The sequence below is a fragment of the Brachybacterium sp. p3-SID1565 genome (assembly GCF_025143785.1).
Classification (GTDB): domain Bacteria; phylum Actinomycetota; class Actinomycetes; order Actinomycetales; family Dermabacteraceae; genus Brachybacterium; species Brachybacterium epidermidis.
The window spans coordinates 1-25613 of the sequence record NZ_JAMBDS010000046.1 but is presented as its reverse complement, the minus strand read 5'-3'; the positions used below and the strand labels follow the sequence as shown (position 1 = coordinate 25613).

The 25613-nt window shown below is 70.8% G+C and carries 22 protein-coding genes and 1 tRNA gene; 9 read left to right on the top strand and 14 right to left on the bottom strand.

Annotated features, from left to right (window positions below):
• Window positions 1–116 precede the first annotated feature (116 nt).
• Entirely contained in the window at window positions 117–1256 is a 1140-nt protein-coding gene (locus M4D54_RS10855; protein WP_193865202.1) for an alpha/beta hydrolase family protein, read from the bottom strand.
• A gap of 585 nt (window positions 1257–1841) precedes the next feature.
• Between M4D54_RS10855 and M4D54_RS10850 the strand changes: the two genes are divergently transcribed.
• The 3 genes from M4D54_RS10850 to M4D54_RS10840 are packed head-to-tail and all read left to right on the top strand — an operon-like array spanning window position 1842 to window position 4142.
• Window positions 1842–2615 carry a ThuA domain-containing protein gene (locus M4D54_RS10850; RefSeq protein WP_193865203.1) on the top strand — a complete coding sequence of 258 codons (774 nt, stop codon included), beginning with the start codon at window positions 1842–1844 and terminating at the stop codon, window positions 2613–2615.
• Window positions 2605–3882, top strand: coding sequence for a Gfo/Idh/MocA family protein (locus M4D54_RS10845; RefSeq protein WP_259891383.1), 1278 nt, complete (start codon window positions 2605–2607; stop codon window positions 3880–3882). The genes M4D54_RS10850 and M4D54_RS10845 overlap by 11 nt, the downstream gene beginning before the upstream one ends.
• 26 nt (window positions 3883–3908) lie before the next feature.
• Window positions 3909–4142: an SDR family NAD(P)-dependent oxidoreductase gene (locus M4D54_RS10840; protein WP_193865204.1), complete on the top strand. Its 234-nt coding sequence runs from the start codon at window positions 3909–3911 to the stop codon at window positions 4140–4142.
• Between the two features lie 16 nt (window positions 4143–4158).
• Here the strand turns inward: M4D54_RS10840 and M4D54_RS10835 are convergent.
• The 4 genes from M4D54_RS10835 to M4D54_RS10820 form a co-directional block, all read right to left on the bottom strand.
• Window positions 4159–4231: transfer RNA gene (locus tag M4D54_RS10835), tRNA-Arg, on the bottom strand.
• A gap of 162 nt (window positions 4232–4393) precedes the next feature.
• Window positions 4394–5440: an LppM family (lipo)protein gene (locus tag M4D54_RS10830; protein WP_259891382.1), complete on the bottom strand. Its 1047-nt coding sequence runs from the start codon at window positions 5438–5440 to the stop codon at window positions 4394–4396.
• Window positions 5441–5569: 129 nt separating this feature from the next.
• Window positions 5570–6622, bottom strand: a complete 1053-nt coding sequence (locus M4D54_RS10825; protein ID WP_193865206.1) for an SGNH/GDSL hydrolase family protein — start codon at window positions 6620–6622, stop codon at window positions 5570–5572.
• A 5-nt stretch (window positions 6623–6627) separates the two neighbouring features.
• Window positions 6628–7275: a cell division protein CrgA gene (locus M4D54_RS10820; RefSeq protein WP_193865207.1), complete on the bottom strand. Its 648-nt coding sequence runs from the start codon at window positions 7273–7275 to the stop codon at window positions 6628–6630.
• A gap of 114 nt (window positions 7276–7389) precedes the next feature.
• Between M4D54_RS10820 and M4D54_RS10815 the strand changes: the two genes are divergently transcribed.
• Genes M4D54_RS10815 through M4D54_RS10805 form a run of 3 tightly spaced genes read left to right on the top strand, consistent with a single transcriptional unit; the run spans window position 7390 to window position 9175 of the window.
• On the top strand, window positions 7390–8214 hold the full coding sequence (locus tag M4D54_RS10815; RefSeq protein WP_193865208.1) for a DUF881 domain-containing protein: 825 nt from the start codon (window positions 7390–7392) through the stop codon (window positions 8212–8214).
• Entirely contained in the window at window positions 8211–8975 is a 765-nt protein-coding gene (locus M4D54_RS10810) for a class E sortase (RefSeq protein WP_228018925.1), read from the top strand. Before M4D54_RS10815 ends, M4D54_RS10810 begins: the two co-directional genes overlap by 4 nt.
• Entirely contained in the window at window positions 8975–9175 is a 201-nt protein-coding gene (locus M4D54_RS10805) for a hypothetical protein (protein ID WP_193865209.1), read from the top strand. Before M4D54_RS10810 ends, M4D54_RS10805 begins: the two co-directional genes overlap by 1 nt.
• Before the next feature lie 86 nt (window positions 9176–9261).
• Here the strand turns inward: M4D54_RS10805 and M4D54_RS10800 are convergent, their stop codons facing one another.
• From M4D54_RS10800 to M4D54_RS10760, 9 genes are all read right to left on the bottom strand, one after another.
• The gene (locus M4D54_RS10800; RefSeq protein WP_193865210.1) at window positions 9262–9939 is read right to left on the bottom strand and encodes an aminodeoxychorismate/anthranilate synthase component II; all 678 of its coding nucleotides are present in this window, start codon (window positions 9937–9939) and stop codon (window positions 9262–9264) included.
• Window positions 9932–12163 carry a Stk1 family PASTA domain-containing Ser/Thr kinase gene (pknB, locus tag M4D54_RS10795; RefSeq protein WP_311199702.1) on the bottom strand — a complete coding sequence of 744 codons (2232 nt, stop codon included), beginning with the start codon at window positions 12161–12163 and terminating at the stop codon, window positions 9932–9934. The genes M4D54_RS10800 and pknB overlap by 8 nt, the downstream gene beginning before the upstream one ends.
• Window positions 12164–12174: 11 nt before the next feature.
• Window positions 12175–13671, bottom strand: coding sequence for a serine/threonine-protein kinase (locus M4D54_RS10790; protein ID WP_259891379.1), 1497 nt, complete (start codon window positions 13669–13671; stop codon window positions 12175–12177).
• Window positions 13668–15113: a penicillin-binding protein 2 gene (locus M4D54_RS10785; RefSeq protein ID WP_259891378.1), complete on the bottom strand. Its 1446-nt coding sequence runs from the start codon at window positions 15111–15113 to the stop codon at window positions 13668–13670. The genes M4D54_RS10790 and M4D54_RS10785 overlap by 4 nt, the downstream gene beginning before the upstream one ends.
• Window positions 15110–16489, bottom strand: coding sequence for an FtsW/RodA/SpoVE family cell cycle protein (locus M4D54_RS10780; protein WP_259891377.1), 1380 nt, complete (start codon window positions 16487–16489; stop codon window positions 15110–15112). The genes M4D54_RS10785 and M4D54_RS10780 overlap by 4 nt, the downstream gene beginning before the upstream one ends.
• Window positions 16489–17886 (bottom strand): PP2C family serine/threonine-protein phosphatase, encoded by a 1398-nt coding sequence (locus M4D54_RS10775; protein WP_259891376.1) that lies wholly within the window; start codon window positions 17884–17886, stop codon window positions 16489–16491. Before M4D54_RS10775 ends, M4D54_RS10780 begins: the two co-directional genes overlap by 1 nt.
• On the bottom strand, window positions 17883–18392 hold the full coding sequence (locus M4D54_RS10770) for an FHA domain-containing protein (RefSeq protein ID WP_259790582.1): 510 nt from the start codon (window positions 18390–18392) through the stop codon (window positions 17883–17885). The genes M4D54_RS10775 and M4D54_RS10770 overlap by 4 nt, the downstream gene beginning before the upstream one ends.
• A gap of 7 nt (window positions 18393–18399) precedes the next feature.
• The gene (locus M4D54_RS10765; protein WP_193865215.1) at window positions 18400–19113 is read right to left on the bottom strand and encodes a DUF3662 and FHA domain-containing protein; all 714 of its coding nucleotides are present in this window, start codon (window positions 19111–19113) and stop codon (window positions 18400–18402) included.
• A 223-nt stretch (window positions 19114–19336) separates the two neighbouring features.
• Window positions 19337–20110 carry a L,D-transpeptidase family protein gene (locus tag M4D54_RS10760; RefSeq protein ID WP_228018929.1) on the bottom strand — a complete coding sequence of 258 codons (774 nt, stop codon included), beginning with the start codon at window positions 20108–20110 and terminating at the stop codon, window positions 19337–19339.
• 162 nt (window positions 20111–20272) lie between these two features.
• Here M4D54_RS10760 and M4D54_RS10755 point away from each other — a divergent pair, with 162 nt between their 5' ends.
• The 3 genes from M4D54_RS10755 to M4D54_RS10745 all read left to right on the top strand — a co-directional run bounded on the left by M4D54_RS10755 (window position 20273) and on the right by M4D54_RS10745 (window position 25336).
• Window positions 20273–21124 (top strand): serine hydrolase domain-containing protein, encoded by an 852-nt coding sequence (locus tag M4D54_RS10755; protein ID WP_396121493.1) that lies wholly within the window; start codon window positions 20273–20275, stop codon window positions 21122–21124.
• 25 nt (window positions 21125–21149) lie between these two features.
• Window positions 21150–21962 (top strand): serine hydrolase, encoded by an 813-nt coding sequence (locus M4D54_RS10750; protein WP_193865217.1) that lies wholly within the window; start codon window positions 21150–21152, stop codon window positions 21960–21962.
• 164 nt (window positions 21963–22126) lie between these two features.
• A complete protein-coding gene (locus M4D54_RS10745; protein ID WP_193865218.1) occupies window positions 22127–25336 on the top strand; it encodes a glycoside hydrolase family 38 C-terminal domain-containing protein in 3210 nt (1069 codons plus the stop codon).
• Window positions 25337–25613 lie beyond the last annotated feature (277 nt).

Sequence of the window (25613 nt, the reverse complement as noted above, 5' to 3'; positions counted from 1 at the left end):
CTAAGGCGCGAGCGCGGACCCCGGTGGGTCACCGATCGCGGTCACGGCAGTACTTCGGCGGTCAGGACATGCTGTGTGCTCAGCTCAGATGGCCGGCCCGCCCGCCCCAGCCGGTATCAGGCGTTCAGCACCTGCATCATGCCGGGAAGGTCCTCGGCGAGGTTGTCCCTCCACAGGCCCCACTCGTGGGTGGCGCCCTCGATGAGGGCGAACTCGTGGTCGATCCCCGCGGCGGCGAGGGCGTCGGCGAAGCGCCGCTGGTTGGGGTGCACCACGTTCTCGATGAGGTCCGCTCCGATCTCCCCGAGCTTCGCCTCGAACTGTCGCAGCAGGTCGCCGTGGGCGTGGAGGCCGTCGAACAGGTCATCCCACGGCCCATCGCCCGTGCGCAGGAACACCCGCTTGCCTCGGTATGTCTCGATGTTGTCCATCGGGTTGTACCCCTTGGCGATCTTTGGGTACGGGTGATGGCCCCACGTGGCCCCGGGAAGGTTCGAGGTGCCGAAGTACTTCTCCGCGTCGAAGCCCGGGCACACCCAGATCGCGCCGGCGACCGCGGCACCGTCCACGGTGGCCGGGTTGCAGTCGGCCGGTCCGGAGTAGGAGCTCACCGAGCGGAAGTGGCCCCAGTACCGCTGGCCCAGCGCCAAGGCGCCCCATCCGCCCATGGAGAGTCCTCCGATGGCCATCGCTTCGGGGCGGGTGCGGAAGTTCGAGTGCACGAACGGCAGCACCTGGTCCATGATGAAGGTCTCCCAGGCGGCTTCGCGGCCGGGCAGCGGGAAGTTGGCGTTGGAGTAGAAGCTTCCCGCGCCGCCGTCGGGCATCACCACGATGACCTCGTGCTTCTCGGTCTGCTCGATCACGCCGCCGATGTTGGTCCAGTCCTGGTAGAAGCCTCCGCGGCCGTGAAGCAGCACCAGCACCGGGTAGTGCCGGTCCGGGCTGGACTCGTAGCTGGGCGGCACCGTCACCCTCACCGACGGCGGGAAGGTCTTCACCATGCCGCCGGTGTCGAAGCGGAAGTCCACCGAGCGGATGTCGGGATGGATCCAGGGGCTGCCGTCGATCATCCGCAGTCCAGCTGCGTCGTGGAACCCGCTCAGTGCTGACGCGCTCGCGGCAGCTGCGGCGCCGACGGCGATCATCGGGGCCAGGGCGGCAGCGCCCTTCAGCAGGGAGCGGCGGGACGGGCTGATCGCCGGTCGATCAACGGTGAGGCTGGTGATCGGGTCGATGTGGTGCGTGGGCGGCATGGTGACTCCTCATCAGGGGCGGTCGTCGTCAAGGGACTCACGTTCCGGTGCACTGACATCTATGGCACGCTCGTGACGCGGACCACTTTTACGTGGCCCTATGAGGGAGCGCAAAGTTCCCAGGTGGGACCGGCGTGTTGCTGATGGGTAACTCATGGCCCAAACGTCGTGACGGTGGGACATAAGTGCTGGTCAGCAGCACAGGGGGAGGTACTTTCGTACCGGTTCGGCCGCCCGCCTCCGGGGCGTTCTCGGTGTCCGGAGCGCTGGGAAGAGGAGCGAGATCATGTCGGCGCCCGTGGAGTCGAGAAGAAGAAGGCGCCCGTGGAGTTGAGAAGAAGAAGAATAGGTCCCCTCGCCGTTGAGGGAACCTTGCGAAGAACCGTAGCCCAGGATCGAGAGGCGTAGATCACAACGGGGTCACGATCCGGGTCTTCGTGCTCTGGACGGGATGCCGCCGAGGGGACTCCTCCGCGCGCCCCTCCCCACCCTGCCGGATCGCCCCTACGATGGGGGGATCGTTGTCGCGACCAGCCGTTCCGGGCGTCGCGACCGCTGCTGACCAGTCACGACATGAGGATCGAGATGACACTGCGCATCGCCGTGTTCGGCGAGAACCGGCACGAGAAGGTGGACCCGAAGGTCCAGGAGATCTACCCCGAGGGCATGCACACCGTGATCGCCGACGGCCTGCGTGAGACCCTCGCCGCCGACGGTGTCGACGCCGAGGTGCGGATCGCCCTGCTCGACGACATCGAGCAGTCCCTCTCGGAGGAGGCCCTGGCCCAGACCGACGTGCTGACCTGGTGGGGGCACATGGCCCACGGCGATGTCCCCGACGAGGTCGCCGAGCGTGTGGTGCGCCGCGTGCACGAGGGCATGGGCCTGATCGCCCTGCACTCCGCCCATTACGCCAAGGTGTTCAAGAAGCTGATGGGCACCACCTGCAACCTGCTGTGGCGCAACGAGGGCGAGGAGGAGCGGGTGTGGACCGTCAACGGCTCCCACCCCATCGCCCGTGGCGTCCCCCACCCGATCGTGATCCCTGAGCAGGAGATGTACGGGGAGATGTTCGACATCCCCGCTCCGGACGAGCTGGTGTTCGTCTCCTCCTTCGCCGGTGGCGAGGTGTTCCGCTCCGGCTGCGTGTTCCGCCGCGGCAAGGGCAAGTTGTTCTACTTCAGCCCGGGCGATCAGGAGTACCCCGTGTACCGGCAGGCGGAGATCCGCCGCGTCCTGGCCAACGCCGTGGTGTGGGCCCGCCCGGAGGACCGCCCGGCCGCACCGGTCAAGATCGACAACGCCCAGCGCGACTGGTTCCGCGCTGCGGACGAGGAGGGCACCACGCGTGTCATCTGAGGTCCTCACCCACGCTCCCGGAGTGCACACCCCCGGCGCAGACGAGGCTCTCGGCACCCCCGCCCCGGGGGAGGCGCGCGCCGAGGCGCAGGCCCGTGCCCGACAGGCCGCACGGATCCCCGCCGACCGTCCTGCGCGGGTGGTCATCGTCGGCGCCGGTCTGATGGGCGACTGGTGGGCACGCGAGGTGGTCGACAGCCCCGTCGCCGAGCTCGTGGGCATCGCCGATCTGGTCGACGGTGCGCCGCAGCGGGTGATCGCCGGCTGCGGCGCTGCGGATCCCGCGTCGATCGCCGTGGGAGCCGACGGTGTCGACCTCGCCCTCGAGGTGGGGGCCGACATCCTCATCAATCCCACGGTGCCCGTGGCCCACCATCCGGTGACCGTGCGGGCCCTGCACGCCGGCATCCCGGTGCTGGGGGAGAAGCCCGTCACCGAGACGCTGCCCGAGGCGATCAGCCTGGTCGCCCACGCGGAGATCACCGGCGTGCCGTTCATGGTGTCCCAGTCGCGCCGGTTCTTCCCCCAGGTGCGCCAGCTGCGCCAGTTCGTGGCCGACCATGGACCCACGGTGATCACCAGTGCGTTCTTCTCCCTGTTCGAGGAGCACGAGGGGTACCGCCGCCACCAGCTGCACCCGATGCTGCGCGACATGGGCATCCATGCCTTCGACACGGCCCGGTACGTGCTGGGCACCGACCCGGTGGCGGTCACCGCCCGCGGTGCTCGCCCCGAGTGGAGCGTGTACGACCACGACGCCACCGTCACGGCCACCTTCGAGATGTCCGACGGCTCGCTGTTCGTCTACAACGGCACCTGGAACGCCCGCGGCGCCACCACCTGGTGGAACAGTGAATGGCGGATCGGTGCCCAGCACGGCACCGCCACCTGGGACGGCAGCGGCCTGCCGGTCCTCACCACCGCTGATGAGGAGGAGACAGCGCGCCTTCAGGCCTGGATCGCCGAGCAGCCGGACCCGGATTCGCAGCCGGATCAGATCGCCGCCTCGCTCATCGAGTTCGTCACCGCTCTGCGCGAAGCGCGCACCCCGATGTGCGAGGTCCACGAGAACCTGCTGAGCTTCGCGATGGTCGAGGCGGCTGTGGCCGCCGTGGACCATGGGACGCGCATCGAGATCGATCCGCTGCTGGAGGAGGCCAAGGAGCAGGCGATCGCCGCCGAGACCCACCCTGAGGCGCGCGCCCTGATGCAGTCCTGGACCTCGGTGCGGGACGTGCTGGACGCCTGGCAGGAGGCCCAGGGCTAGGACCGGGGCACTGCGAGGGAGCATCCATGGCCCTCACCCCTGCCCGGTTCGCCCGGCCCGCGTTCGCCCTGGAGGTGAGCATCGTGACCGGCGGCGCCTCCGGCATCGGCCGGGCGCTCGCGACACCGCTGCTCCAGCGCGGCGGGCGCGTGATCATCGCGGACAGGGACGCAACCGCCGCCGCCAGTTTCGGGTCCTGTGCTCGAACAGTGCTCGGACATGAGGAACGCCCCCCATCGCGCAGGAGAACCTGCAGATGAGGGGCGTTTCCTTCGGCGCGCCCGGAGGGATTCGAACCCCCAACCTTCTGATCCGTAGTCAGATGCTCTATCCGTTAAGCTACGGGCGCCCGTCGGTGAAGCCGACCTGCACGATTTTAGTGGGTTGGCGGTGGTGGTGCCAATCCTGCGTGCATGAAGCTCCTCACACGACGGTCAGGCCGAGAACTCCGGGCCCGTCACCAGCTGGGGTTCTGCGGGTTCTGGGGCGGCTGCTGGGGGTCCTGGGGCGGCTACTGGGGATTCTGGGGCGGCTGGCCCCATGGCTGATCCTGTCCCGGCTGTGCCTGGCCCCACTGCTGATCGGAACCGGCCTCGCCCTGACCGGGCTGACCCTGGCCCCAGGACTGCCCCTGCGCCGGCGGGGACTGCTGAGCGGAGCCGTTCCACTGGTGGCTGCCCTGCGGGGCCGGCGGCACCGCGGGGGAGCCCTGGTGGGCAGCGAACGGGGGAACGGGGGAGGAGCTCTGCGCGCCCGGCGCCGGTGAGGCCGGGGCACCCGGAGCCTGCGGGACGGCCGGGGCGCCCGCCGCAGAGGAGGAGCCGTAGCCGACCGGGGCCGAGGCGGGGGTCTTCCCCTTCTTCCGGGAGCGCATGAAGAGGAAGGCGCCCAGGGCGAGAGCGAGCAGCAGCAGGAAGCCCAGCACCACCACGGCGATCACCACGATCAGCCAGGGGAACCCGCCCCCGGCCTCGGCGACGATGTCCACGCCTTGGAAGAACTCCGAGATGTCCGTGTAGGTGACGGTGTTGCCGTCGATGGTGCCGCCCTTGGACTCCAGCACCTTGCCCGGGAAGCTGAAGGTCATGTGGAAGTCGATGTCGGAGATGCCCAGCAGCGACAGGTCCTCCTCGGTGAACTCCTCGTCGCCGAAATTCATCACCAGGTTGAGCTTGCCGTCCTCCTCGGTGACCCGGAAGGAGCTGTTGTAATCGGAGCTGTCGGCCTGACCGGTGATGCGGCAGCCCCACAGGTCACCCTCCTCGTAGGGCTCCGGTACCGCGTCGTCGATCGAGGGCTGTTCGCCACGCATGGCCTCGCACATCTCGGCGGCGGAGTTGTACTCCGTCTCCATCAGGGACTTCGGTATGGCGATGTCCATCGTCGTGACGACGTCCTCGGCGCTGTTGACCTCGATGTCGGCGTGGAGGCGGCAGCCGGCCAGCACGAGCAGGAAAGGGATGAGCAGAGCGGCGGTCAGTCGCCGACGCCACGAGAGGGTGTTCATGATGCCCCTGAGGGTGGAGGAGGAGTGGTGGGCGCGCCGAGCGGTCAGCATCGGCCACACGGCCAGCGTACCGTCCCAAATGTCGATCTGCCCTGGGGAGAACTCCCCATCTCGCTGGCGCTTCGAGGCCGGATCGGTCCGCCAACGGCTCGGGGCGGGACCCGCCGGCTTCGGACGCGTTCAGTCGTCCGTGCCCGGCGCGGGATTCGAGGAGGAGCTGCTCCCCGACGCGGCGTCGTCGCGCGACAGGGCATCAGCGGCGGCGGCCCGCACCGTGTCCGCGGCGGTGCCGACGGCGTCGGCCGCGGCGCGCACCGGGTCGGCGGCGGAGGAGCCAGGCGGCATGGCCTCGCCGAACACCGGTGACGGCTGGGGGCGCTTGGGGGCGATGCCGTCCCCGGAGGAGACCCCGCGGATGCGGCGCACCACCCACGGCCCCAGATGCTCGCGGGCCCATTGCAGGTCCTCATGCCGGGCCTCGCGGCGCGGCCGGGGCTCATCCAGCTCGTCGCCGAGCTCGATCCGGTCCAGCTCGTGGGGGACGCCCAGGGTGTCCAGCACCTCCACGGCGATGGTCTGGTGGCCGGTGGGGGAGAAGTGCAGGCGGTCCTCCGCCCACATCACCGAATGGGTGAGCGCGCGCAGCGACCACAGGTCCACCACGGCTGCCCCGTGGCGCCGCGCCACCGCCCGGATGTTCTCGTTGTAGACCGCGACCCGCCCTCGGATCAGGTTGAACACCGGAGTGTCGCCCACGTCCGGTCCGGTCCACAGAATCACGGTGGCACCGCCGGCCGCGAGCTGCGCGACGGCGTCATCCATCGCCGAGGCGATCTCATCCGGGTCGCCCCTCCGGATCACGTCGTTGCCGCCTGCGAAGATGCTGATCAGATCCGCGTCGAGGGCGAGGGCCGGCTCGAGCTGCTCCTCGAGGATCTGGCGGTACAGCCGTCCCCGGATCGCCAGGTTCGCGTAGCTGAAGTCCGGCACGGTGCGGCCCAGCTCCGCCGCCACGCGGTCCGCCCAGCCGCGGTGCCCGCCGGGGACCATCGGATCGGGGTCACCGATGCCCTCGGTGAAGGAATCGCCGAGGGCGACGAAGCGATGCCAGGGATGAAGGGCCTGCCCACCAGGGCCGGCTGCTCCCGCACCGGTGCTCGCGGACCCGTCAGCAGATGGATCCGCGGGGTCCGGGACAGGCGGGGGAGCGGGGCTGGGGGACGCTGTTGCCACGTCGTTCACTTCCAGAACATCAGCATGCCGCCGCCCATCATCATCAGGCCGAACCCGGCCGCGAGATTCCAGTCGCCGATCGGCAGCGGCAGGGTGCCGGCGGAGAGGTAGTAGGTCACAAGGTACACCAGGCCCAGGATCAGCAGGGCCACCGCCGTGGGAGCGAGCCACTGCGGGTTCATCTGCGAGGCAGCGGCGACCCGTCGGCCGCGGCGCGCACCCTCGCTGCTCGCCGGCTTGCGGGCCGCGGTGGAGCGCGAGGCGTCCTTGGCCCTCTCGCCCACCTCGCCGGTGGCGGCGCTGGTGGAGGAGCGCTTGCGGCGCGCCGGGTCCTTGCCGGTCGCGTCCTCGGACTCCGGGTCCTTCCCCTTCGAGCCCGCAGCAGCGCCCTTGGCCTTCGCACGCCTGCGCGCGCCCGGGGTGACCTCGCTGCGCTCGCCGTCGGTGTCATCGCCCTCGAGCGTCGACCCCCGGGGCGCGTCGTCCCTGCCGACGGGCGCGTCGTCCCCGTCGACGGCCGTGCCGGACTCCTCGTCCGCGGTGCCCGTGGCCTCGTCGTCCTCCGGGAGCTCTTCGAGGTGCTCCGTCCCGGACGTGGCAGCTGCCGGCGCCGCCTTCGCCCGTGCGGACCGCTTCCTCTTGCTCCTGGCCATTCCTCGGTGCTCCCTCACTCCTGCTGACCGCGCCATAGCGCGGTGATCCGCGGAAGCGGACCTTGGCTTAGGGTAATGGCCGTCGGGCGACTGCGCGAAAGGCGGGAGGGAACCATGGACCCACGACCCCCGGACCCTGCCGCTCCCGATCCCGGTGAGCGCACCGCCGCTCCCGATCGGGGCGAGCGCACCTCCGGGCCCGTCCAGCCGGACTCACCGGGGACACAGGTCCCCGCCTCCCGGCGAGAGTTCGCCGGGCGCCTGGGCGTGGGCCTGGTGATGGCGGCCTGCGGTGTGCTGTTCGTGACCACCTCCCGCATCTCGGGCGGGGGGTCGATCCGCGATGAGTCCAGCAGTGTGGCCGAGGTGCTGCGCGAGCGTGACCGCACCATCGGATCCCTCACGGACTCCGCGGCCGACAAGCGCGCCCGCATCGATGAGCTCACTCGCAAGGGCGGCGGCAGTGAGCACCGCACCCAGCTGGTGGCCGACGCGGTGGGCCTCAGCTCCGTCGTCGGCCCCGGGGTGCGGGTCACGCTCTCCGATGCCCCCACCAGTGCGCTGGGCAGCATCCCCGGGGTCACGCCTGACGACCTGGTGGTCCACCAGCAGGACATGGAGGCCTTCATCAACGCCCTGTGGGCCGGTGGGGCCGAGGCGATGATGCTGCAGGACCAGCGGGTGATCAACGGCAGCGCCTTCCGCTGCGCGGGCAACACTCTTCTGCTCGAGGGCCGCGTGTACTCGCCCCCGTTCGTGATCACCACCATCGGTGACCCCGACGCCCTCATGGCCGCGCTGGACAGTGCCCCGAGCGTGGCGCTGTACCGCGAGTGGGTGGACTACGTGGGCCTGGGGGAGCGCTCCGAGACGATCGACGAGGTGACCCTGCCGGCCTTCGAGGGCTCGCTCACCATCGACGTGGCGAGGGCCGGATGAGTCGGGGACGCCGCCGCGCCGACGGGACGGCCCGAGGCGCGCACAGGGCCAAGCGCACCTCGCTGCTGGGCGGGGCGATCGGGGTGCTCGGCGAACTGCTCCTGACCCTCGGCGCCCTGATGCTGTTGTTCCTGGTGTGGCAGCTGTGGTGGACGGATGTGGTCGCCGACCGCGAGCAGGACACCATCGTCGCCGAGCTCGACCAGCAGTGGGGCGAGGCGGAGCAGGCCATCGCCGCCCCCCAGGACGGCCCTCCGCCGGTGCCCGACACCCTGGGCGACACCATGGTGTGGGGCACGATGCACGTGCCCGAGTTCGACCGGCAGCGAGTGCCCCTGGCCGAGGGCGTGAGCCTGGAGAAAGTGCTCAACGTCAAGGGCGTGGGTCACTACCCCGAGACGGCACTGCCGGGCCAGGTGGGCAACTTCTCCGTGGCCGGGCACCGCAACACCTACGGCCGCCCCTTCGAGGGCATCGCCCGCCTGGAGGAGGGCGATGCGATCGTGATCGAGACGGCCGAAGCCTTCTACGTCTACGAGGTGACCGAGTCGCTGGTGGTGATGCCCGATGCGGTCGAGGTCATCGCGCCCACCCCCGGGCAGCCCGGTGTGGAGCCCACCGAGGCGATGCTCACCCTGACTGCGTGCCACCCCATGTACTCGGCGCGCGAGCGGTACATCGTGCACGCCGAGTTCGCCTACTGGACCGACCGTGCCGACGGCATCCCCGAGGCCCTCGCACCCAACGGACAGGAGGGCTGATGTACGCCTGGATGTTCCGCCGCCTGCCCGGCCCGCTGTGGGTGCGGATCCTGATCACGCTGGTGATCCTGGCCGCCCTCGTGGTGGTGCTGTTCGGCTGGGTGTTCCCCGCCATCTCCCCCTACATGCCGTTCAACGACGGTCTGGTCGGATCGCCGTCCCCAGGTGCCGGCGGCACCGCAGGAATGGGCGCGGCCTGATCACAGGACCACCCCACGAAGCGGCCCGATCACGCACACTGCGGCGCGACTGGGCCTGATCACAGGGTGCCGCGGCGCGGCCGGCCTCAGCCGGTGGTCAGCAGCGGTGCCAGGCCGCAGGAGCGCTCCTCGGCGTCGATCCCGTCGCACAGCTCCAGGAACCGCGCCAGCATCAGATGGCCGTTCTCAGTGAGCACCGACTCGGGATGGAACTGCACCCCGTGCAGCGGCAGCTCACGGTGCGCCAGGCCCATCACGATGCCGCTCGCGGTGCGGGCCGTGACCTCGAGCTGATCGGGGATCGTCTCCGGGACCACCGTCAAGGAGTGGTACCGGGTGGCCGTCATCGGACTGGGCGCACCCTCGAACACGCTGCGCCCCTCATGCACCAGCTCGCTGGTGCGCCCGTGCATCAGCTCCGGGGCGTGCTCCACGGTGGCCCCGTAGAACTGCCCGAGGGCCTGGTGCCCCAGGCACACGCCCAGCATCGGCACCTGGTCGTCCGCACACGTGCCGATCACGTCCAGGGAGCGGCCGGCAGTGGTGGGGCTGCCCGGCCCGGGGGAGACCAGCACCCCGGCGAAGCCGCTCAGGTCGATGCTGCCGTCCTCGTGCTGCGGCACCCGGTCGTTGCGCACCACCGTGCAGTGCGCGCCCATCTGCTCGAGGTAGCCCACGATCGTGTAGACGAAGCTGTCGTAGTTGTCGATCACCAGGATCGGGGTGGGGGAAGGCCCGGTGCGGGCCGGCTCCGGCTCAGCCACCGTTGCCTCTGCCGTTGCCCCGACCGCTGTTGTTCCCGGGGCCGGAGTTCGGGTTGTCGCCACCCTTGTTGGGGTTCGGGTTGTCGCCACCCTTGCTGTTGTCGTCTGCCGGATCGGTGGGCGGGTCGTCCCCGGGGTCGTCCGTGGGGCTGGGCTCCTCGGTGGGCTCCGGGTCAGTGGTCGGTTCGGGGTCGGTGGTGGGCTCGGGCGTCGGCTCGGGCCCGCGGGAGATGACCACCGTGATGGTGGAGCCGCGCTCCACCTGCTCCTGCGCGGCGGGCTCGGTGCGGATCACCGACCCCTCGGGCACCGAGTCGTGGTACTCGCGCTGGGGGTTGGCGCCGAACCCTCCGGCATCCTGGAGGATCTGCTGCGCCTCCTCGTACGTGCTGCCCACGACGTTGGGCACCGCCACCGGTCCCGCCTCGCTCGCGACCACCAGGGTCACCGCTGTCCCGATGCCCACCGTCTGGCCGGGGGCGACGCTCTGCTCGAGCACGGTGCCGGGGGCGTTCTCCGTGTCCTCCCGCGTGGTGGTGTCCGCCGTGAGCCCGAGATCCTCGAGCATCTGCGTCGCCTCCTCGATGTTCAGACCGTCGAGGTTGGGCATCATCACGTTCCCGGTGGCGACCCACACCTGGACCTCGTCGCCCGGCTGTGCGGTGCTGCCGGCCTGAGGGCTGCTGCGGATGATCTGACCGGCCTCGAGCTTGGCGGCGTCCTCCTCGGCCGCCACCGCCATGGTCAGGCCGAGGGCCTCGAGCTCAGCGCGGGCCTTCTCGCGCGACTTGCCGCGCAGATCCGGCACCTCCACGGCCTGGGGGCCGGAGGAGACGGTGAGCACGACGGTGCTGTCGACGGGGGCCTGCGCCTCCGGCGCCGGATCGGAGCTGATCACGGTGCCCTCGTCCACCTCGGCGGAGTTCTGGTAGTCCACCTCGCCCTTCAGGCCGACGTCCTCGAGCAGGCCCAGGGCCTCGTCCTCGGTCTCGCCCACCACCGCGGGGACTGCGACCGTCTCAGGGCCGTCGGAGCCGAAGGGGTCCAGGAACCACAGTAGCGCTGCGACAACGCCCGCCACCGCCAGCAGCACCAGGGCGATCAGCCACCACGGGGTGCGGCGCTTCCGCTCTTCCTCGACCTCGCCGGGGCCGGACGGGACGACGGCACCGTTCTGTGCGGTGATGGGGCCGGTCTGCGCGGAGGCCAGGGCGGAGCCGTGCACCGGGCCGGCGGCCGCGGCTCCCACGGCTCCCGCACCGGCGATCCCGGCACCGGTCATCACCGGCAGCGCCTCGGTGGTGTCGTCCATCGGGGTCAGCACGGTGGTGGCCCCGGCGTCGGCCCCGGCGGGCACCGCCCCGGCCACGAGCACCGGCGCCCTGCCGGAGACCACGGCCGCGATGTCACGGGCGAACGCGACCGCGCTGGCGTAGCGCTGCTCGCGATCCTTGGCCAGGCCGGTGAGGATCACGGCGTCCATCTCGGGGGTGATCGCCGGGTTGAAGTGCGAGGGCGCGTGCGGGATCTCCCGCACGTGCTGGTACGCGATCGACACGGGGGTGTCACCGGTGAACGGTGGGCGTCCGGTGAGCATCTCGTACATCACGCAGGCTGCGGAGTAGATGTCGGAGCGCGCATCGACGATCTGGCCGCGCGCCTGCTCGGGGGAGAGGTACTGGGCGGTGCCCATCACGGCCTGGGTGGCGGTCATCGCGCTGGTGGCATCGGCCACCGCGCGGGCGATGCCGAAGTCCATCACCTTGACCTGGCCGGACTCGGTGATCATCACGTTGCCGGGCTTGATGTCGCGGTGCACGATCCCCGCGCGATGCGAGTACTCCAGGGCGCTCAGCAACGCGGCCATCACCTCGCCGGCCTGGGCGACGTCCATCGGGTCCTCGGGATCGATGAAGGCGCGCAGGGTGCTGCCCTCCACGTACTCCATCACGATGTACGGGATGGTCACCTCGGCACCGGTGAGGGAGGTGCTGTGCTCCTCGCCGGTGTCGTACACGGCGACGATCGAGGGATGGTTCAGCGAGGCTGCGCTCTGCGCCTCCCGGCGGAACCGCTCCTGGAAGCTGTCGTCCCGGGCGAGGTCCGACCGCAGCACCTTCACCGCGACCGTGCGGTGCAGGCGGGTGTCCTCAGCCAGGAACACCTCGGCCATGCCTCCGTGTCCCAGCACCCTTCCCAGGGTGTAGCGGCCTCCGAGGACCACGTTATCTCCACTCAATGCCAAACCGCCCTCGTGCCGTGGCCGACAACGACCGATTCGACCATGGTACGCGCTGACTCCAGCCCCTCTGCCGCTCCTCGGGGGGCACCGGCCGAACCGAGCGGTAGCCATCCCATCCCGCCGGCGACGGCCAGCGCGACCACCGCGATCAGCAGGAGCAGCAGCACCAGCCCCGGCACCGACAGCGGACCGATCCGGGCCCCGGTGGTGGTGCCCCGCACGGTGCGCTCGGAGGTCCCGGTGTCCACGCCGTCATAGCGACGGTCATGGCCGTCATGACCGTCGCGGCCGCTCTCGCGCGGGGCCGGGCCCGTTGCCTCCCCGCCCTGCGCGGCGGCCCCCGCAGGCACCGCGGCCCCGCCGGGAACTGCAGATCCACCGGGCGGGGGGAGCTCGGAGTGCGAGGAGGGTCGGGGAGCCGTGGACGCCGAGGACGCCGACAGCGCCGAGGGGCCGGAGGCGGCCGAGCGGGCCGACGGCCCCGAACGGTGCCGCACGCCCCGGCCGCGGCCCGACATCGGCAGCGGCATCGCGGCCGTGCGGGTGCCCGTGGGGGAGGCGCTGCCGGGCGATCCGGCGGAGCGCTCGGCGGCGCCCGAGCCTCCGGCGCCCGCCGGGTCGGCGCTGAGGGTGGGGATGGCCCCGGTGGTGAAGCGCGGTACGGCTCCGCGCTGGATGGCCTCCAGGATCCGGGCCACGGCAGCGGCCGAGCGCGGCCGGTTCGCGGGGGCCTTCGCCAGCGTCATCATCACCAGCCGCTGCAGATCCGGATGGATGTGCGAGGGCAGCTCCGGCGGTTGCTGCTTCACCTGCGCCATCGCTATCTCGACCTGGCTCGAACCGGTGAACGGGCGGTGCCCGGCCAGCATCTCGTAGGCCACGATACCCAGGGCGTAGATGTCCGAGAGCGAGGTGGCCTGCTTGCCCATCGCCTGCTCGGGGGAGAGGTACTGGGCGGTCCCCATCACCAGGCCGGTCTTGGTCAGTCGTGCCTGGTCGGAACTGCGGGCGATGCCGAAGTCGGTGATCTTCATCGACCAGTCGTCGCTCTCGTCCACCAGCACGTTCTCGGGCTTCACGTCGCGGTGCACCACGCCCTTGGCGTGGGCGGCGTCCAGGGCGCGCGCCAGGGTGATCAGCACGGGGATCACCCGGTGCTCCGGCAGCCCGCCCGGGTTCTCCTCGATGATGTCCGACAGCGGCCTGCCCGGGCACAGCTCCATCACGATGTAGGCACGCCCGTCCAGCTCGCCGTAGTCGTAGAGCCCTGCGATCGCATCGTGGGAGAGGGCGGCGGTGTGCCGCGCCTCGGCCCGGAAGCGCTTGAGGAAGCCGTCGTCGCCGGCATACTCCTCGCGCAGCACCTTCACGGCCACCTGCCGGTCCAGCTCCTGGTCGTGGCCCTTCCACACCTCGCCCATGCCGCCGGTGGCGATGAGGGAGTCGAGCTCGTAGCGTCCCTCCAGGACGAGGCCCTGCTTGGTCTTCATCGCCAGATCACCGCTTCCATGACTTCCTTCGCGATCGGGGCAGCCACCCGCGATCCGTACCCGCCCTCCTCGACGAGCACGGCGACGGCGACCTCTCGATCGCCCATCTGCGCGTACCCGACGAACCATGAGTGGGGTGCGCGTCCCTCGCCCCACTGGGCGGTGCCCGTCTTGCCGCCCACCTCGGCGCCCTCGATCCGGGCTGCGCTGCCCGTGCCGTTCTCGACCGTCTCGATCATCATCCCGCGCATCTCGGAGGCGTTCGAGGCGCTCAGCGGCTGGCCCACCTCGCGCGGGGTGAGCTCGGCGATCGAGGACAGGTCCGAGGTGCGCACGGACTGCACGAGCTGCGGCTCCATCACCACGCCGTCATTGACGAAGGCGGAGGCCACCATTGCCATCTGCAACGGGGTCACGCGCGTCTCGTACTGGCCGATAGAGGTGGTGGCCAGCTGGGCGCCGTCCAGATCGGTGCCCATCGTCGAGGCGGTCACCGCCAGTGGGATCTCCATCCGCTGCCCGAAGCCGAACTGCTCCGCGGTGGCCCGCAGCTGGTCCTCGCCCAGCTCCTGCCCCAGCAGGGCGAAGGAGGTGTTGCAGGACTGCCGCAGGGCGTCGGTGAGGGTGGAGGCGTCGTCCGGGCCGCACGGGGTCTGGTCGCCACCGGCGCGGTTGTTCATGATGGAGGAGGAGTTCGGCAGCTGGTAGGTGCCGGGACCGGGGATCACCGTCTCCGGTGTGTACTTCCCCGAGTCCAGTGCGGAGGCCGCCACCACCAGCTTGAAGACCGAGCCGGGCGGGTACAGGTCGCCGCCGGTGGCCCGGTTGGTCAGGGGGCGCGCAGGATCCTCGTTCAGCGCCGTCCAGGCGGCCTGCACTTCGGAGGAGCTGTGGCTGGCCAGGAGGTTGGGGTCGTAGCTGGGGGTGGAGACCATGGCCAGCACCGCGCCGGTGCTGGGGTCCAGTGCCACCACGGCGCCGCGCTGATCGCCAAGGGCGTCCCAGGCCGCCTGCTGTGCCTGGGAGTCCAGGGTGAGCTCGACCGTGGCGCCCTGCCCCTGCTCCCCGGAGAGGATGTCGGAGATGCGCTGGTAGAACAGGGCGTCGGCGTCACCGGAGAGGGTGTCGTTCAGCGCGCGTTCGATCCCGGAGAAGCCGTAGATCACCGAGTAGTAGCCCGTGACCGGGGCGTACATGGCACCGGGGTCGTAGGTGCGCAGGTAGCCGTAGGTGTCGCCGGACTCCTGCGAGCTGGCGATCGCGGTGCCGTCCACCACGATCGGTCCGCGATGGCGTCCGAACTCGTTGTAGATGGTGCGAGCGTTGCGGCCATCGGCGTTGAGACGGCCCTGGGCCACCACCTGGAAGTAGGTGGTGGAGGTGAAAAGCAGCAGGAACAGCATCCCCACCACGAGCCATACGTGACGCAGCGGCTTGTTCATGCCATCACCTCCGCTGGGGAGACGCGGGTGGAGCCGGGGACCTGGCGCGCCGCAGGACGGCGGGCTGCATCCGAGAGCCGCACCAGGATCCCGGCGATGATCCAGTTGCACACCAGGGAGCTGCCCCCGGCTGCCAGGAACGGCAGGGTCAGGCCCGTCAGCGGGATCACCCGGGTGATGCCGCCGACCACCACGAACACCTGCAGGGCGATCACGAAGCCCAGGCCGCCGGCCAGGAGGGTGCCGAAGCCGTCGGAGATGCCCACGGCCGCGCGCATCGCTCGCTGCACCAGCAGCAGGTACAGCAGCAGCACGGCGAAGGCCCCCACCAGGCCCAGCTCCTCCGCCAGGGAGGTGTAGATGAAGTCGGACTCCGCGTGGGGGACGACGTTCGGGCGTCCATCGCCCAGGCCGGCACCGGTGATCCCGCCGTTGGCCAGGCCGAACAAGCCGGCGTTGACCTGACCGCAGGCATCGAAGTTCTCCCGCGAGAGCGGATCCAGCCAGCAGTCGATGCGCCGGCGCACGTGCCCCATCTGGATGGCGGCGAACACCGCCGGCGGCAGGAACATCACCGCGCCGATCACCAGCCAGCTCAGACGGTCCGTGGCCACGTACAGCATCACCACGAACAGGCCGAAGAACATCAGGGAGGTGCCCAGGTCCGTCTGGAACACCAGCACGGCCATCGCGAAGCCCCAGGCCACCAGGATCGGTCCGAAGTCCGACCAGCGCGGCAGGTGGATGCCCAGCACCTTCGGCCCGGCCAGGGCCAGCGTGTCACGGCGGGCCACCAGGTAGCCGGCGAAGAAGACGGCGAAGGCGATCTTGGCGAGCTCGGCGGGCTGGAAGCTGTTGCCGGCGATGGAGATCCAGATGCGGGAGCCGTTGCGCTCGCTGCCCAGGCCCGGCACCAGCGGCATCAGCAGCAGCAGTGCCCCGGTGAGCGCGAAGATCCAGGTGTAGCGGCGCAGCCAGCGGTGATCGCGCAGCGCCACCAGCACGCCGATGCACAGCGCAGCCCCGAGCATCGACCAGATCATCTGGCGGTCCGCCATCGCGGTGGCCCGCGGCCCGTACAGGGTGTTGGCGGAGTCGATGCTGGCGATCACCGCCACCCCGAGCATGTTCAGCAGCACCACGATCGGCAGGATGGTGGGGTCCGCGTACGGGGCGCGCCACATCACCGCGATCTGCAGCAGCACGGCCACGACCGCAGCGCCGATGCCCACCTGCATCAGGTCGGCGGGCAGCTCCTCGAAGCGGCCCAGCCCCACCAGGGCATAGGCCGTCACCCCCACCGACACCGCGAAGGCCAGCAGCAGCGCCTGGGTGAGGCGGCGGGGCCGAGCGGTGTACGAGACGATGGTCGCCATCAGCTCGACTCGCCCTCGTCCGGAGGCGTGGCAGTGCGCTCCGGCCGCTCGGGAAGGGGCTCGACGCCGCCGGGAGCCTCCTCCGCGGGCTCGGAGGGAGAGGCCCCGCCGTCGGGCGTGCCGGTGGTGCTGTCGGTCTCGGTGGGCTCCTCCGTCCCGGGGGGAGGGGTGGTGGGGGCGGCGAGCTCGGCGGCGTTCTGCAGGCGCATCACGACTTCCTCGGCCGCGTCCCGGTCCGGCGTGGAGATGGTGCGCTGCACCTGGTCGCGCATGATCGGCGGCAGCTGCTCCAGCTCGATGTCCGTCACCTCGACGGGACTGGACAGCGGGATCGGGCCCAGGTCCTGGGCGAGCCCCTGGTAGATCACCACGTGGGTGCCGTCGGTGCCCACGAAGAACTGCTTCTGCGACCAGGCATAGGCCGACCACAGGGCTCCGGCCACCACGGCCAGCAGCAGCGCCAGGGTCACCAGGGCCGGCCAGGGGCTGCGACGAGGGGGCTCCTCCTCGGAGAAGTCCTCGTCGGCGTAGGGGGCCTCCGCCTCGCCTCGCGTGAGCGCGGCGGCCTTCGCGGCGGGCCCGGAGGCGGCTGTGGGCTGGTGGCGGGTGCGGGCCGCGGACCCGACGATCTGCGGTGCGGTGGACGGTGGCTCCACGCCGCGCGGGAGCCGGTCCAGGTCCAGCACATCGGCGATGATGCAGGTGATGTTGTCCGGCCCGCCACCCTTGAGCGCCATCTGCACCAGGGCGTCGGCGCACTCGTCCGGATCCTCGATCTCCTGCATCGTGCGGCCGATGGTCTCCAGGGAGACCAGGCCGGACAGGCCGTCGGAGCACAGCATCCAACGGTCGCCCACGTGCGCGGGGCGCAGGGAGAGGTCGAGCTCAGGATCGGCGTCGACATCGCCCAGCACCCGCATCAGCACGGAGCGCTGGGGGTGGCGCTCGGCCTCCTCCTCGGTGAGCCTGCCCTCGTCCAACAGTCGCTGCACGAAGGTGTGGTCCTTGGTGACCTGCGTGGTCTCGCCATCGCGCAGCAGGTACGCGCGGGAGTCCCCGATGTGGGCGAGGGCGAACTTGCCCTCGGTGCGCAGCAGCGCGGTGATGGTGGTGCCCAGGCCCGCCAGCTGCGGTTCGTCGCGGGCGCGCCGCAGGATCTCCTGGTTGGCGTCCAGCACCGTCTGCTCGAGGGCGGCGACCATGTCGGAGGCGGGGGTCTCGCTGTCCAGCCGCATCAGGCGGCCGATGGCCACGGAGGAGGCGACGTCGCCTCCCGCATGCCCGCCCATGCCGTCGGCCACGGCCAGCAGGTGGCTGCCGGCATAGCCGGAGTCCTGGTTGTTCGAGCGCACGAGGCCCACGTCGGAGCGGGCGGCGTACCGCAGTGCGATGGTCATCGCGGGCCTCGTCTCAGTTCGATCTCGGTGCGGCCGATCCGCACCTGGGCGCCGGGTCGGAAGGCCACGGCCCCCTCGATCCGACGGTCCGACACGAGCGTGCCGTTGGTGGATCCCAGATCCTCCACCATCCACTCACCGTCGCGCTGGAACACGCGGGCGTGCCGGTTGGAGGCGTAATCGTCGTCCAGCACCAGGGTGCACTCGGGGGCACGGCCGATGAGGACGGGTGTGGAGCCCAGGGTGAGGGACGTCCCGCGCAGGGGCCCGGCGGTGACCACCAGGGAGGTGACGGTGACCGTGGGATCGGTGCGCATGGCGCCCACGTTCGCCGGGTTCGCGGGATCGGCGGAGGGTCGCTGCTCGCGCCGCGGGTTCTTGCTGGAGCGGGTGACGACGGTGGTGCCGAACAGGTCGTTGCGCAGCACCAGCAGCACCGCGATCACGAACACCCACAGCGCCAGCACGAAGCCCAGGCGCAGGGCGACGATGGTCAGTTCGCTCATGCGCCGCTCACCACGTGGAGGGGCCCGCGTCGGGACGCAGCACGGTCAGTCGGGTGCGTCCGATCGTGACCAGGGAGCGGTCCTGGAGGGCCACAGGGGTGCGGATCCGCTCGCCGTCCACGAAGGTGCCGTTGGTCGAGCCGAGGTCGGTGGCGATCAGGGTGCCGTCCTCCTCGGTGCGCAGCTCGAGGTGGTGACGGGAGACCCCCGTGTCCTCGAGGATGATGTCGGCGTCGCCGCCCCGGCCGATCACGGTGACGGAGCCGGTCAGCAGGTACTGCTGGCCGTCGATCTCGACCAGGGGATGACCGGCGGAGCCGGACTGGGCGGCATCGGTGGCGGGCGCGGCGTTGCCCCGCTCGGTGCGGGACTCGGTCTCGAAGCGGCCGGGGCGCACCTCGTCGTCGTTCTCCAGCGTCACGCTCACCCCGCCCACGAACATGTAGCGCTGCTTGTCGGCGTGCTCGATGATCACCCGCTCGAGCTCCTCCACCAGTGTGTCCTGCCAGGAGGCGAAGCGCTCGAAGTCCTCGGAGTGGAGGTAGACGCTGTACACGTTCGGCGCCAGCGTGCGCGTGCGGTCGAGCACCTGGATCTGGTCGTCGCACTCGCGCTTGAGGCCCTGGGCCAGGTCCAGCGGCTTGAGCTGCCCCCGCCCCCGCGAGAACACGCTCGTCACGCCCCTGTCCAGGGTGCGCTCGATGCGATCCAAGATCCCCACGGCGGTCCTTCGCTCTCGTGCCTCCCGCTGCCGCCGGTCGGCGGAGCTTGCTTCCTCGTGAACGGGTCGATCGTATCGCGACGCGGCCCTGGCGACGGGGTGCGCACGGTCGGGAGCAGCAAGGGGTTCGTGCAGGTCTCGTAAAGGAGGAGGGGCCCGGCAGCAGCGTCATCACTGCCCCGGGCCCCCTCGCGGCACCAGGAGGATGCCGCCGGTGGTGCGATCAGTAGATGAGCACGCGCCTGTTCTTGATGAACCAGCCGCGGGTCCACAGCATGTCGCTGGCGGCGGTGGAGATCCGCGAGCAGCCGTGGGAGGCGGGGTAGGGAGGGATGCTGCCCGACCCATGGATGGCCCAGCCGCGGTCGTAATAGCCGGGACGGTACAGGTTCCCCAGCGGGCCCGTCTGCCAGCCCCGGCTGTACAGGCTGTACATCCGGAAGTCACCGGTGGGTGTGGTGGCCGTCTTCCACCGGCCCCCCGAGTAGTAGCGCTCCCCGCTGCCTGTGGACGTGTTCAGGACGTAGGAGAGCCTCCCCTCGGAGGTGGCGATGAGCAGCTGGGAGGACTTGCTGACCTCGAAGCCTGTCCCGCTGGTGATGCGGCGCCTGGGCTGCACCTTGCGCCGGATCGCATCGTAGGTGCGCGGCCCCACCACGCCGTCGCGGGTCAGCCCCGCAGCCTTCTGGATCGCGTAGACCGCCTGCTGGGTGAGGTGGCCGAAGCTGCCGTCGACGGTGCCCAGCCAGTACTTCAGGTTGGTGAGGTCCCGTTGGAGCGCCGTCACGGCGCTGCCGCGGGATCCCTTGCGCAGCACGGGCGCGGCGCTCGCGGGCGAGGCCCCGGCGGCCAGCGCCGCCCCCAGGGTGAGCGCACCCGTCCCCACCAGCAGGCTGCGCCGCGATGGTGAGAGGAGCCCGGAGTCCCGCACCTCCATGGGCGGTCCGTCCGCGGCGTCGAGCGGTGCCGGCGTGGCGTCGATGGTGAAGGCGTTCATTCTTCCCCCTGTGAGTGATGTGCATCCCCTGGAGCGGCGAGGCCGCATGGACATCATGGACTACCCAAGGAACAGTAAACAAGAGATAAAGCCGATGAATCTGTGAGCGGTGCAGATCGCTCTCATCGACGCAGGTCAGCCGGGTGGGGAGGGGGAGCTTCGATCGCCGGGATCGCGGTATGGGATCCTGGGCGCGTGGCCACCGACGAGATCCCCACCGACGCCTTCGACTTCCCCGTCGCCTTAGGGGTGAGCGACCCTGACGGCACTGTCCACACCCAGGGCGACGAGCGTGCGGTCTTCCCTCTGGCCAGTGTGTCCAAGCCGATCGCGGCGCTGGGCGCACTGATGGCCGTGGACCGGGGCCTGGTGGACCTCGACGAGCCCGCCGGTCCTGAGGGCGCCACCGTGCGACACCTGCTGGCCCATACGGCCGGGTACGGCTTCGAGGGGGAGGACGTCCTGTCCAAGCCCGGAGCGCGTCGCATCTACTCCAACACCGGCTTCGAGGTGCTTGCCGCCCACGTCGAGCAGGCCACCGGGTACGACTACCCGGAATGGATCGAGCAGACGGTCGTCCAGGGCCTGGAGCTGACCGACCTGGACGTCGAGGGCAGTCCCGCGGCCGGCTACCGCGGCAGCATCCGCGACCTGCTGGCCGTGGGGCGCGAGCTGCTGGAGCCCACCCTGATCCCGGAGGCGCTGTGGCGCGAGGCCACCACCGTGCAGTTCCCGGGGCTCTCCGGCATCCTGCCCGGCTACGGCAGGCAGAAGAACAACGACTGGGGGCTCGGCTTCGAGATCCGCGGGGACAAGCAGCCGCACTGGACGGGGAAGGGATCCTCCCCGCAGACCTTCGGCCACTTCGGCCAGTCCGGCTCCTTCCTGTGGGTGGACCCGGCGCGTTCCCTGACCGCAGCCTTCCTGGGGGAGGAGCCGTTCGGTGCCGTCCACCAGGAGAACTGGCCCGCGCTCACCGACGCGGTCCTGGAGCGCTTCGGCCAGGGGACATGATGCCGGCGCGGCCGAGGGTGCTCCGGTGAGCGCGCTGGACCTGCTGGACGAGTTCGGCTTCGAGGCCGCGGCAGTGGTGCTGGGCCCCGAGGGCGTCCGCGCCCAGCGCGGCGACCTTCGGCTGGTGCGGGCCTGGCGCTCCGTCACCAAGACGGTGACCGGACTGGCCTGCACGATCGCCCTGCAGGAGGGGCGGGTGCACCTCGACGACGAGGCCGGCCCCCCGGGCTCCACGCTGCGCCACCTGCTCACCCATGCCTCCGGCTGCACCTACGAATCGCCCACCGCCCTCCAGCCCCCGGGCCAGCGGCGCCACTACTCCAACTACGGGATCGACGAGGCGTCCCGCCACGTGGAGCGCGCCGTTCGCCGCGACTTCGGGGACTGGGTGGCGGAGCGGGTGGCCGGGCCGCTGGGGATGGACCACCTGGAGTGGACCGGCTCGGCCTCGGTAGGTGCCATGGGAACGCTCGAGGACCTCTCGCTGTTCGCTGCCGAGATGCTGCGCCCCACCATGCTGGAGCCGGAGTGGCATCGGCAGATGACCACCCCTCAGCTTCCGGAGCTGGTGGGCATCATGCCCGGCTTCGGCAAGCAGACCCCCAATCCCTTCGGGCTGGGCGTCGAGGTGCGCGGAACCAAGAGCCCGCACTGGACCGGCGCTCACAACAGCGAGCAGACCTTCGGCCACTTCGGCATGCGCGGCAGTGCGTTCTGGGTGGACCCCGTGGCTGACCTGGCCCTGGTGGTGGGCACTTCCCACGACTTCTGCGATGCCCACCGCCGCGTGATGCCGCAGCTGTCGGACGCGGTGCTGGCCGAGCACGGACGCGCCTGAGCCGCCACCGCTGTCGCCGATGCCAGCGGGTGGGGTAAGCCGATCACTGAAACGCTTTAGCATGGCCTGCACCCCGTGACGCGGGCCTCACCCCCTGGGTAGGCTCGATGGTCCGGAAGCCCACGACGACCCAGCGGTGCTGCGCCGCCCCGAGGAGCCCCTCCATGTTCGACGACAGGGAACTCACCGAGTCCCGGATCCGCCGCTTCGCCCAGGACAACCTGGCCGCGAAGATCTACCAGGAGCAGGCGGAGGTGCAGATCTCCGTCTACCGCGTCCCCGGGGAGCCGATCCCGCCGCGCGAGGCCATCGCCCAGCAGTACGAGCCGATCGAGCTGGGCGCCCGCCTGGGCCGCGCCTGGTCCACCACCTGGCTGCACGTCACCGGCACCGTCCCGGCCGAGTGGGCCGAGGACGGCACCTCCGCCTGCGAGCTGATCGTGGACCTCGACTTCACCGGCCAGCCCGGCTTCCAGGCCGAGGCGCTGGTGTTCACCCCCGACGGGGTGCCGGTCAAGGCGATCAACCCCTACAACCGCTACCTCCCGGTCCAGCCCGGCGAGCAGCTCGACTACTACCTCGAGTGCGCCGCCAACCCCATGGTCTCCGGCGGCTGGGCCTTCGCCCCCACGCCCCTGGGCGATCCCGAGACCATCCCGGATGAGGAGCTCTACCGGATCAAGGAGCTGCACCTGGCCCGCCGGGACGTGCAGATCTGGGAACTGGCCGAGGACTTCCGCGCCCTCGGCGGCCTGATGGTCTCCCTGCCGGAGAAGAGCCAGCGGCGCCACGAGATCCTGCGCGCCCTGGAGGCGGCCTGCGATGCGGCCGATCCGGACGACATGCCCGGCACCGCCCAGCTGGCCCGGGAAGTGCTGCGCCCGGCCCTGGACTCACCGGCCAGCAGTTCCGCGCTGACGGTGCTGGCCACCGGCCACGCCCACATCGACTCGGCGTGGCTGTGGCCCGTGCGCGAGACGGTGCGGAAGGTAGCGCGCACCTTCTCCAACGTGTGCACCCTGATCGAGAACGATCCGGACATCACCTTCTCCGCCTCCTCGGCCCAGCAGTACAAGTGGCTCAAGGACCGCTATCCCGAGCTGTTCGCCCGCATCCAGGAGCGCGTGGCCGAGGGTCGCTTCATGCCGGTGGGCGGCATGTGGGTGGAGTCGGACACCAACATGCCCGGCTCCGAGGCGATGGCCCGTCAGTTCATCGCCGGCAAGCGCTTCTTCCTGGAGAACTTCGGGGTGGAGACCCGCGAGACATGGCTGCCGGACTCCTTCGGCTACTCCGCGGCCCTGCCCCAGATCACGGCCCTGGCCGGCCACGAGTTCTTTCTGACCCAGAAGGTCTCCTGGAACCAGATCAACACCTTCCCCCACCACACCTTCCGCTGGGAGGGGATCGACGGCACCAGTGTGTTCACCCACTTCCCGCCGGCCGACACCTACAACGGCATGCTCTCGGGGGAGGAGCTGGCCTACTTCGAGCGCAACTTCAAGGAGAAGGGCCGCTCCAGCATCGGCATCGACCTGTTCGGCTGGGGCGACGGCGGCGGCGGGCCCACCCGCGAGATGATGGCCGCCGGTCGTCGGGCCGCTGACCTCGAGGGCTCCCCGAAGGTCGAGTTCGGCAGCTCGCAGGAGTTCTTCGAGCGGGCCCGTGACGAGTACCCCGACGCCCCGGTGTGGAACGGCGAGCTGTACCTCGAGCTGCACCGCGGCACCTTCTCCGCCCAGCCCGGCACCAAGCAGGGCAACCGCCGCAGTGAGCACCTCCTGCACGAGGCGGAGTTCCTGGCCTCCCTGGCCGCGATCCGCACGGGCCACGAGTACCCCCATGACCAGCTCGAGGCCATGTGGGAGGACGCGCTGCTGAACCAGTTCCACGACATCCTCCCGGGCTCCTCGATCGCCTGGGTGCACCGGGACGCCGAGCGCAGCCACGCCGCGCTCGCAGAGCGGGCCGGTGCGATCATCGAGGAGGCCCTGGCGGCACTGGGTGGCGCGACGGTCGATGCGTCGGCCCCCGAGGCCCTGGTGACCGCCGCCGATGAGGCCGACGACCCCGACCGCGCCGTCGACGGCCCGACCCGTGAGGGAGAGGGCGCCGGGCAGGTGCTGGTGAACACCGCACCCGTGGCCCGTCGCGGTGTGCCCGCCTACGGTGCAGGATCTGTGGAGACCGCGCAGGAGGCCGTGGTGGTGGTCCGCGAGGGCGACCGGATCACCGTGGAGAATGAGTCCCTGCGGGCCGTGCTGGACGCCTCCGGCTCCCTCGTCTCGCTGCAGGACCGGGCCACCGGGCGCGAGTCCATCGCCCCCGGCGCCCGCGGCGCCCTGCTCCAGCTGCACCGCGACACGCCCAACGCCTGGGATGCCTGGGACATCGACGAGTTCTACCGCCACGTGGTGCGGGACCTCGATGCACCCACCGACGTGCAGGTCCGTGAGGACGACGGCGGAGTGCGGGTGGCCTACACCTACAGCACGGCGCTGGCCGAGGATGCCGGCAGCGCCGAGACCCGGGGCGTGACCGGTGCGGGCTCCACCATCGTGAAGACCTTCGTGCTGCGCCCCGGCGACACGGCCCTGGAGATCGTCAACGACCTGGACTGGAAGGAGCGCAAGAAGGCCCTCAAGCTCGCCTTCCCCCTGGACGTGCGCGCCGCCTCGATGAGCAGCGAGATCCAGTTCGGCCACGTGGACCGACCGGTCCCGGTGAACACCAGCTGGGACTTCGCCCGCTTCGAGACCTGCGCGCACCGCTGGGTGCACGTGGCCGAGGGGGACTACGGGGTGGCGATTGCCAACGACTCCACCTACGGGCACGATGTGCTGCGCACCGTCCGTGAGGACGACGGCGGCACCACCACCACCGCTCGCCTCACCCTGGTGCGGGCCCCCGAGTACCCCGATCCGGGAGCCGACCACGGCCGGTACACCATGCGGGTGTCGGTGCGCCCGGGCGCCGGGGTGCGCGAGGCCGTCGAGGAGGGCTACCGGATCAACCTGCCCGAGCGGTACGCTCCCGCCGCCGCGGCCCGGGCGATCGCCGCCCCGCTGGTCAGCGTGGATGCGCCCAATGTGCTGGTGGAAACGGTGAAGCTGGCCGAGGATCGCTCCGGTGACCTGGTGGTGCGCCTGTACGAGTCCGAGGGTGCGAGAGCGGTCGCCTCGGTGGTGCTCGATGAGGCGCTCGCCGGTGGCGAGGTCGCCGTGGTGGACCTGTTGGAGCGCCCCTTCGACGAGCACGCCCCGGCCTTCCGCTCCGCGTTCGAGCAGGGCGGCGACGCCGACCAGAAGGGCGCGGTCGGGCTGAACTTCCGTCCGTTCGAGATAAAGACGCTGCGCATCTCCCGCCAGGGCTGATCCGTCCGCGCTGGGGCTTAGCAGTCCTGTTGGGGCTGTGCGGCCCTGCCCGGCTGGTCGCCTTCTCGCGCCGCACGCCCCGTCTACATTCCTGTGCAGGCGGGGCGTGACTGCTGTCCAGGCCCGCTCATCCTCATCGCATTCGTTCAGGCGGGGTGTGACTGCTGGTGGGACGTATGTGAGGCGTGAACGTCCTTACCGGTCCGTAGGCGCTGATTTCGTCCCGCAGTTTGCGAAGCAGGGCAAAGCCGGCAAGCCTGGTGCTGGTGCTGGTGCT

What these genes read in the sequence shown, in the direction of transcription:
- M4D54_RS10855 (WP_193865202.1), bottom strand. Translation starts at nt 1,256, where the DNA reads ATGCCGCCCACGCACCACATCGACCCGATCACCAGCCTCACCGTTGAT.
- M4D54_RS10850 (WP_193865203.1), top strand. Translation starts at nt 1,842, where the DNA reads ATGACACTGCGCATCGCCGTGTTCGGCGAGAACCGGCACGAGAAGGTG.
- M4D54_RS10840 (WP_193865204.1), top strand. Translation starts at nt 3,909, where the DNA reads ATGGCCCTCACCCCTGCCCGGTTCGCCCGGCCCGCGTTCGCCCTGGAG.
- M4D54_RS10830 (WP_259891382.1), bottom strand. Translation starts at nt 5,440, where the DNA reads ATGCTGACCGCTCGGCGCGCCCACCACTCCTCCTCCACCCTCAGGGGC.
- M4D54_RS10820 (WP_193865207.1), bottom strand. Translation starts at nt 7,275, where the DNA reads ATGGCCAGGAGCAAGAGGAAGCGGTCCGCACGGGCGAAGGCGGCGCCG.
- M4D54_RS10815 (WP_193865208.1), top strand. Translation starts at nt 7,390, where the DNA reads ATGGACCCACGACCCCCGGACCCTGCCGCTCCCGATCCCGGTGAGCGC.
- M4D54_RS10810 (WP_228018925.1), top strand. Translation starts at nt 8,211, where the DNA reads ATGAGTCGGGGACGCCGCCGCGCCGACGGGACGGCCCGAGGCGCGCAC.
- M4D54_RS10805 (WP_193865209.1), top strand. Translation starts at nt 8,975, where the DNA reads ATGTACGCCTGGATGTTCCGCCGCCTGCCCGGCCCGCTGTGGGTGCGG.
- M4D54_RS10790 (WP_259891379.1), bottom strand. Translation starts at nt 13,671, where the DNA reads ATGAAGACCAAGCAGGGCCTCGTCCTGGAGGGACGCTACGAGCTCGAC.
- M4D54_RS10785 (WP_259891378.1), bottom strand. Translation starts at nt 15,113, where the DNA reads ATGAACAAGCCGCTGCGTCACGTATGGCTCGTGGTGGGGATGCTGTTC.
- M4D54_RS10780 (WP_259891377.1), bottom strand. Translation starts at nt 16,489, where the DNA reads ATGGCGACCATCGTCTCGTACACCGCTCGGCCCCGCCGCCTCACCCAG.
- M4D54_RS10775 (WP_259891376.1), bottom strand. Translation starts at nt 17,886, where the DNA reads ATGACCATCGCACTGCGGTACGCCGCCCGCTCCGACGTGGGCCTCGTG.
- M4D54_RS10770 (WP_259790582.1), bottom strand. Translation starts at nt 18,392, where the DNA reads ATGAGCGAACTGACCATCGTCGCCCTGCGCCTGGGCTTCGTGCTGGCG.
- M4D54_RS10760 (WP_228018929.1), bottom strand. Translation starts at nt 20,110, where the DNA reads ATGAACGCCTTCACCATCGACGCCACGCCGGCACCGCTCGACGCCGCG.
- M4D54_RS10745 (WP_193865218.1), top strand. Translation starts at nt 22,127, where the DNA reads ATGTTCGACGACAGGGAACTCACCGAGTCCCGGATCCGCCGCTTCGCC.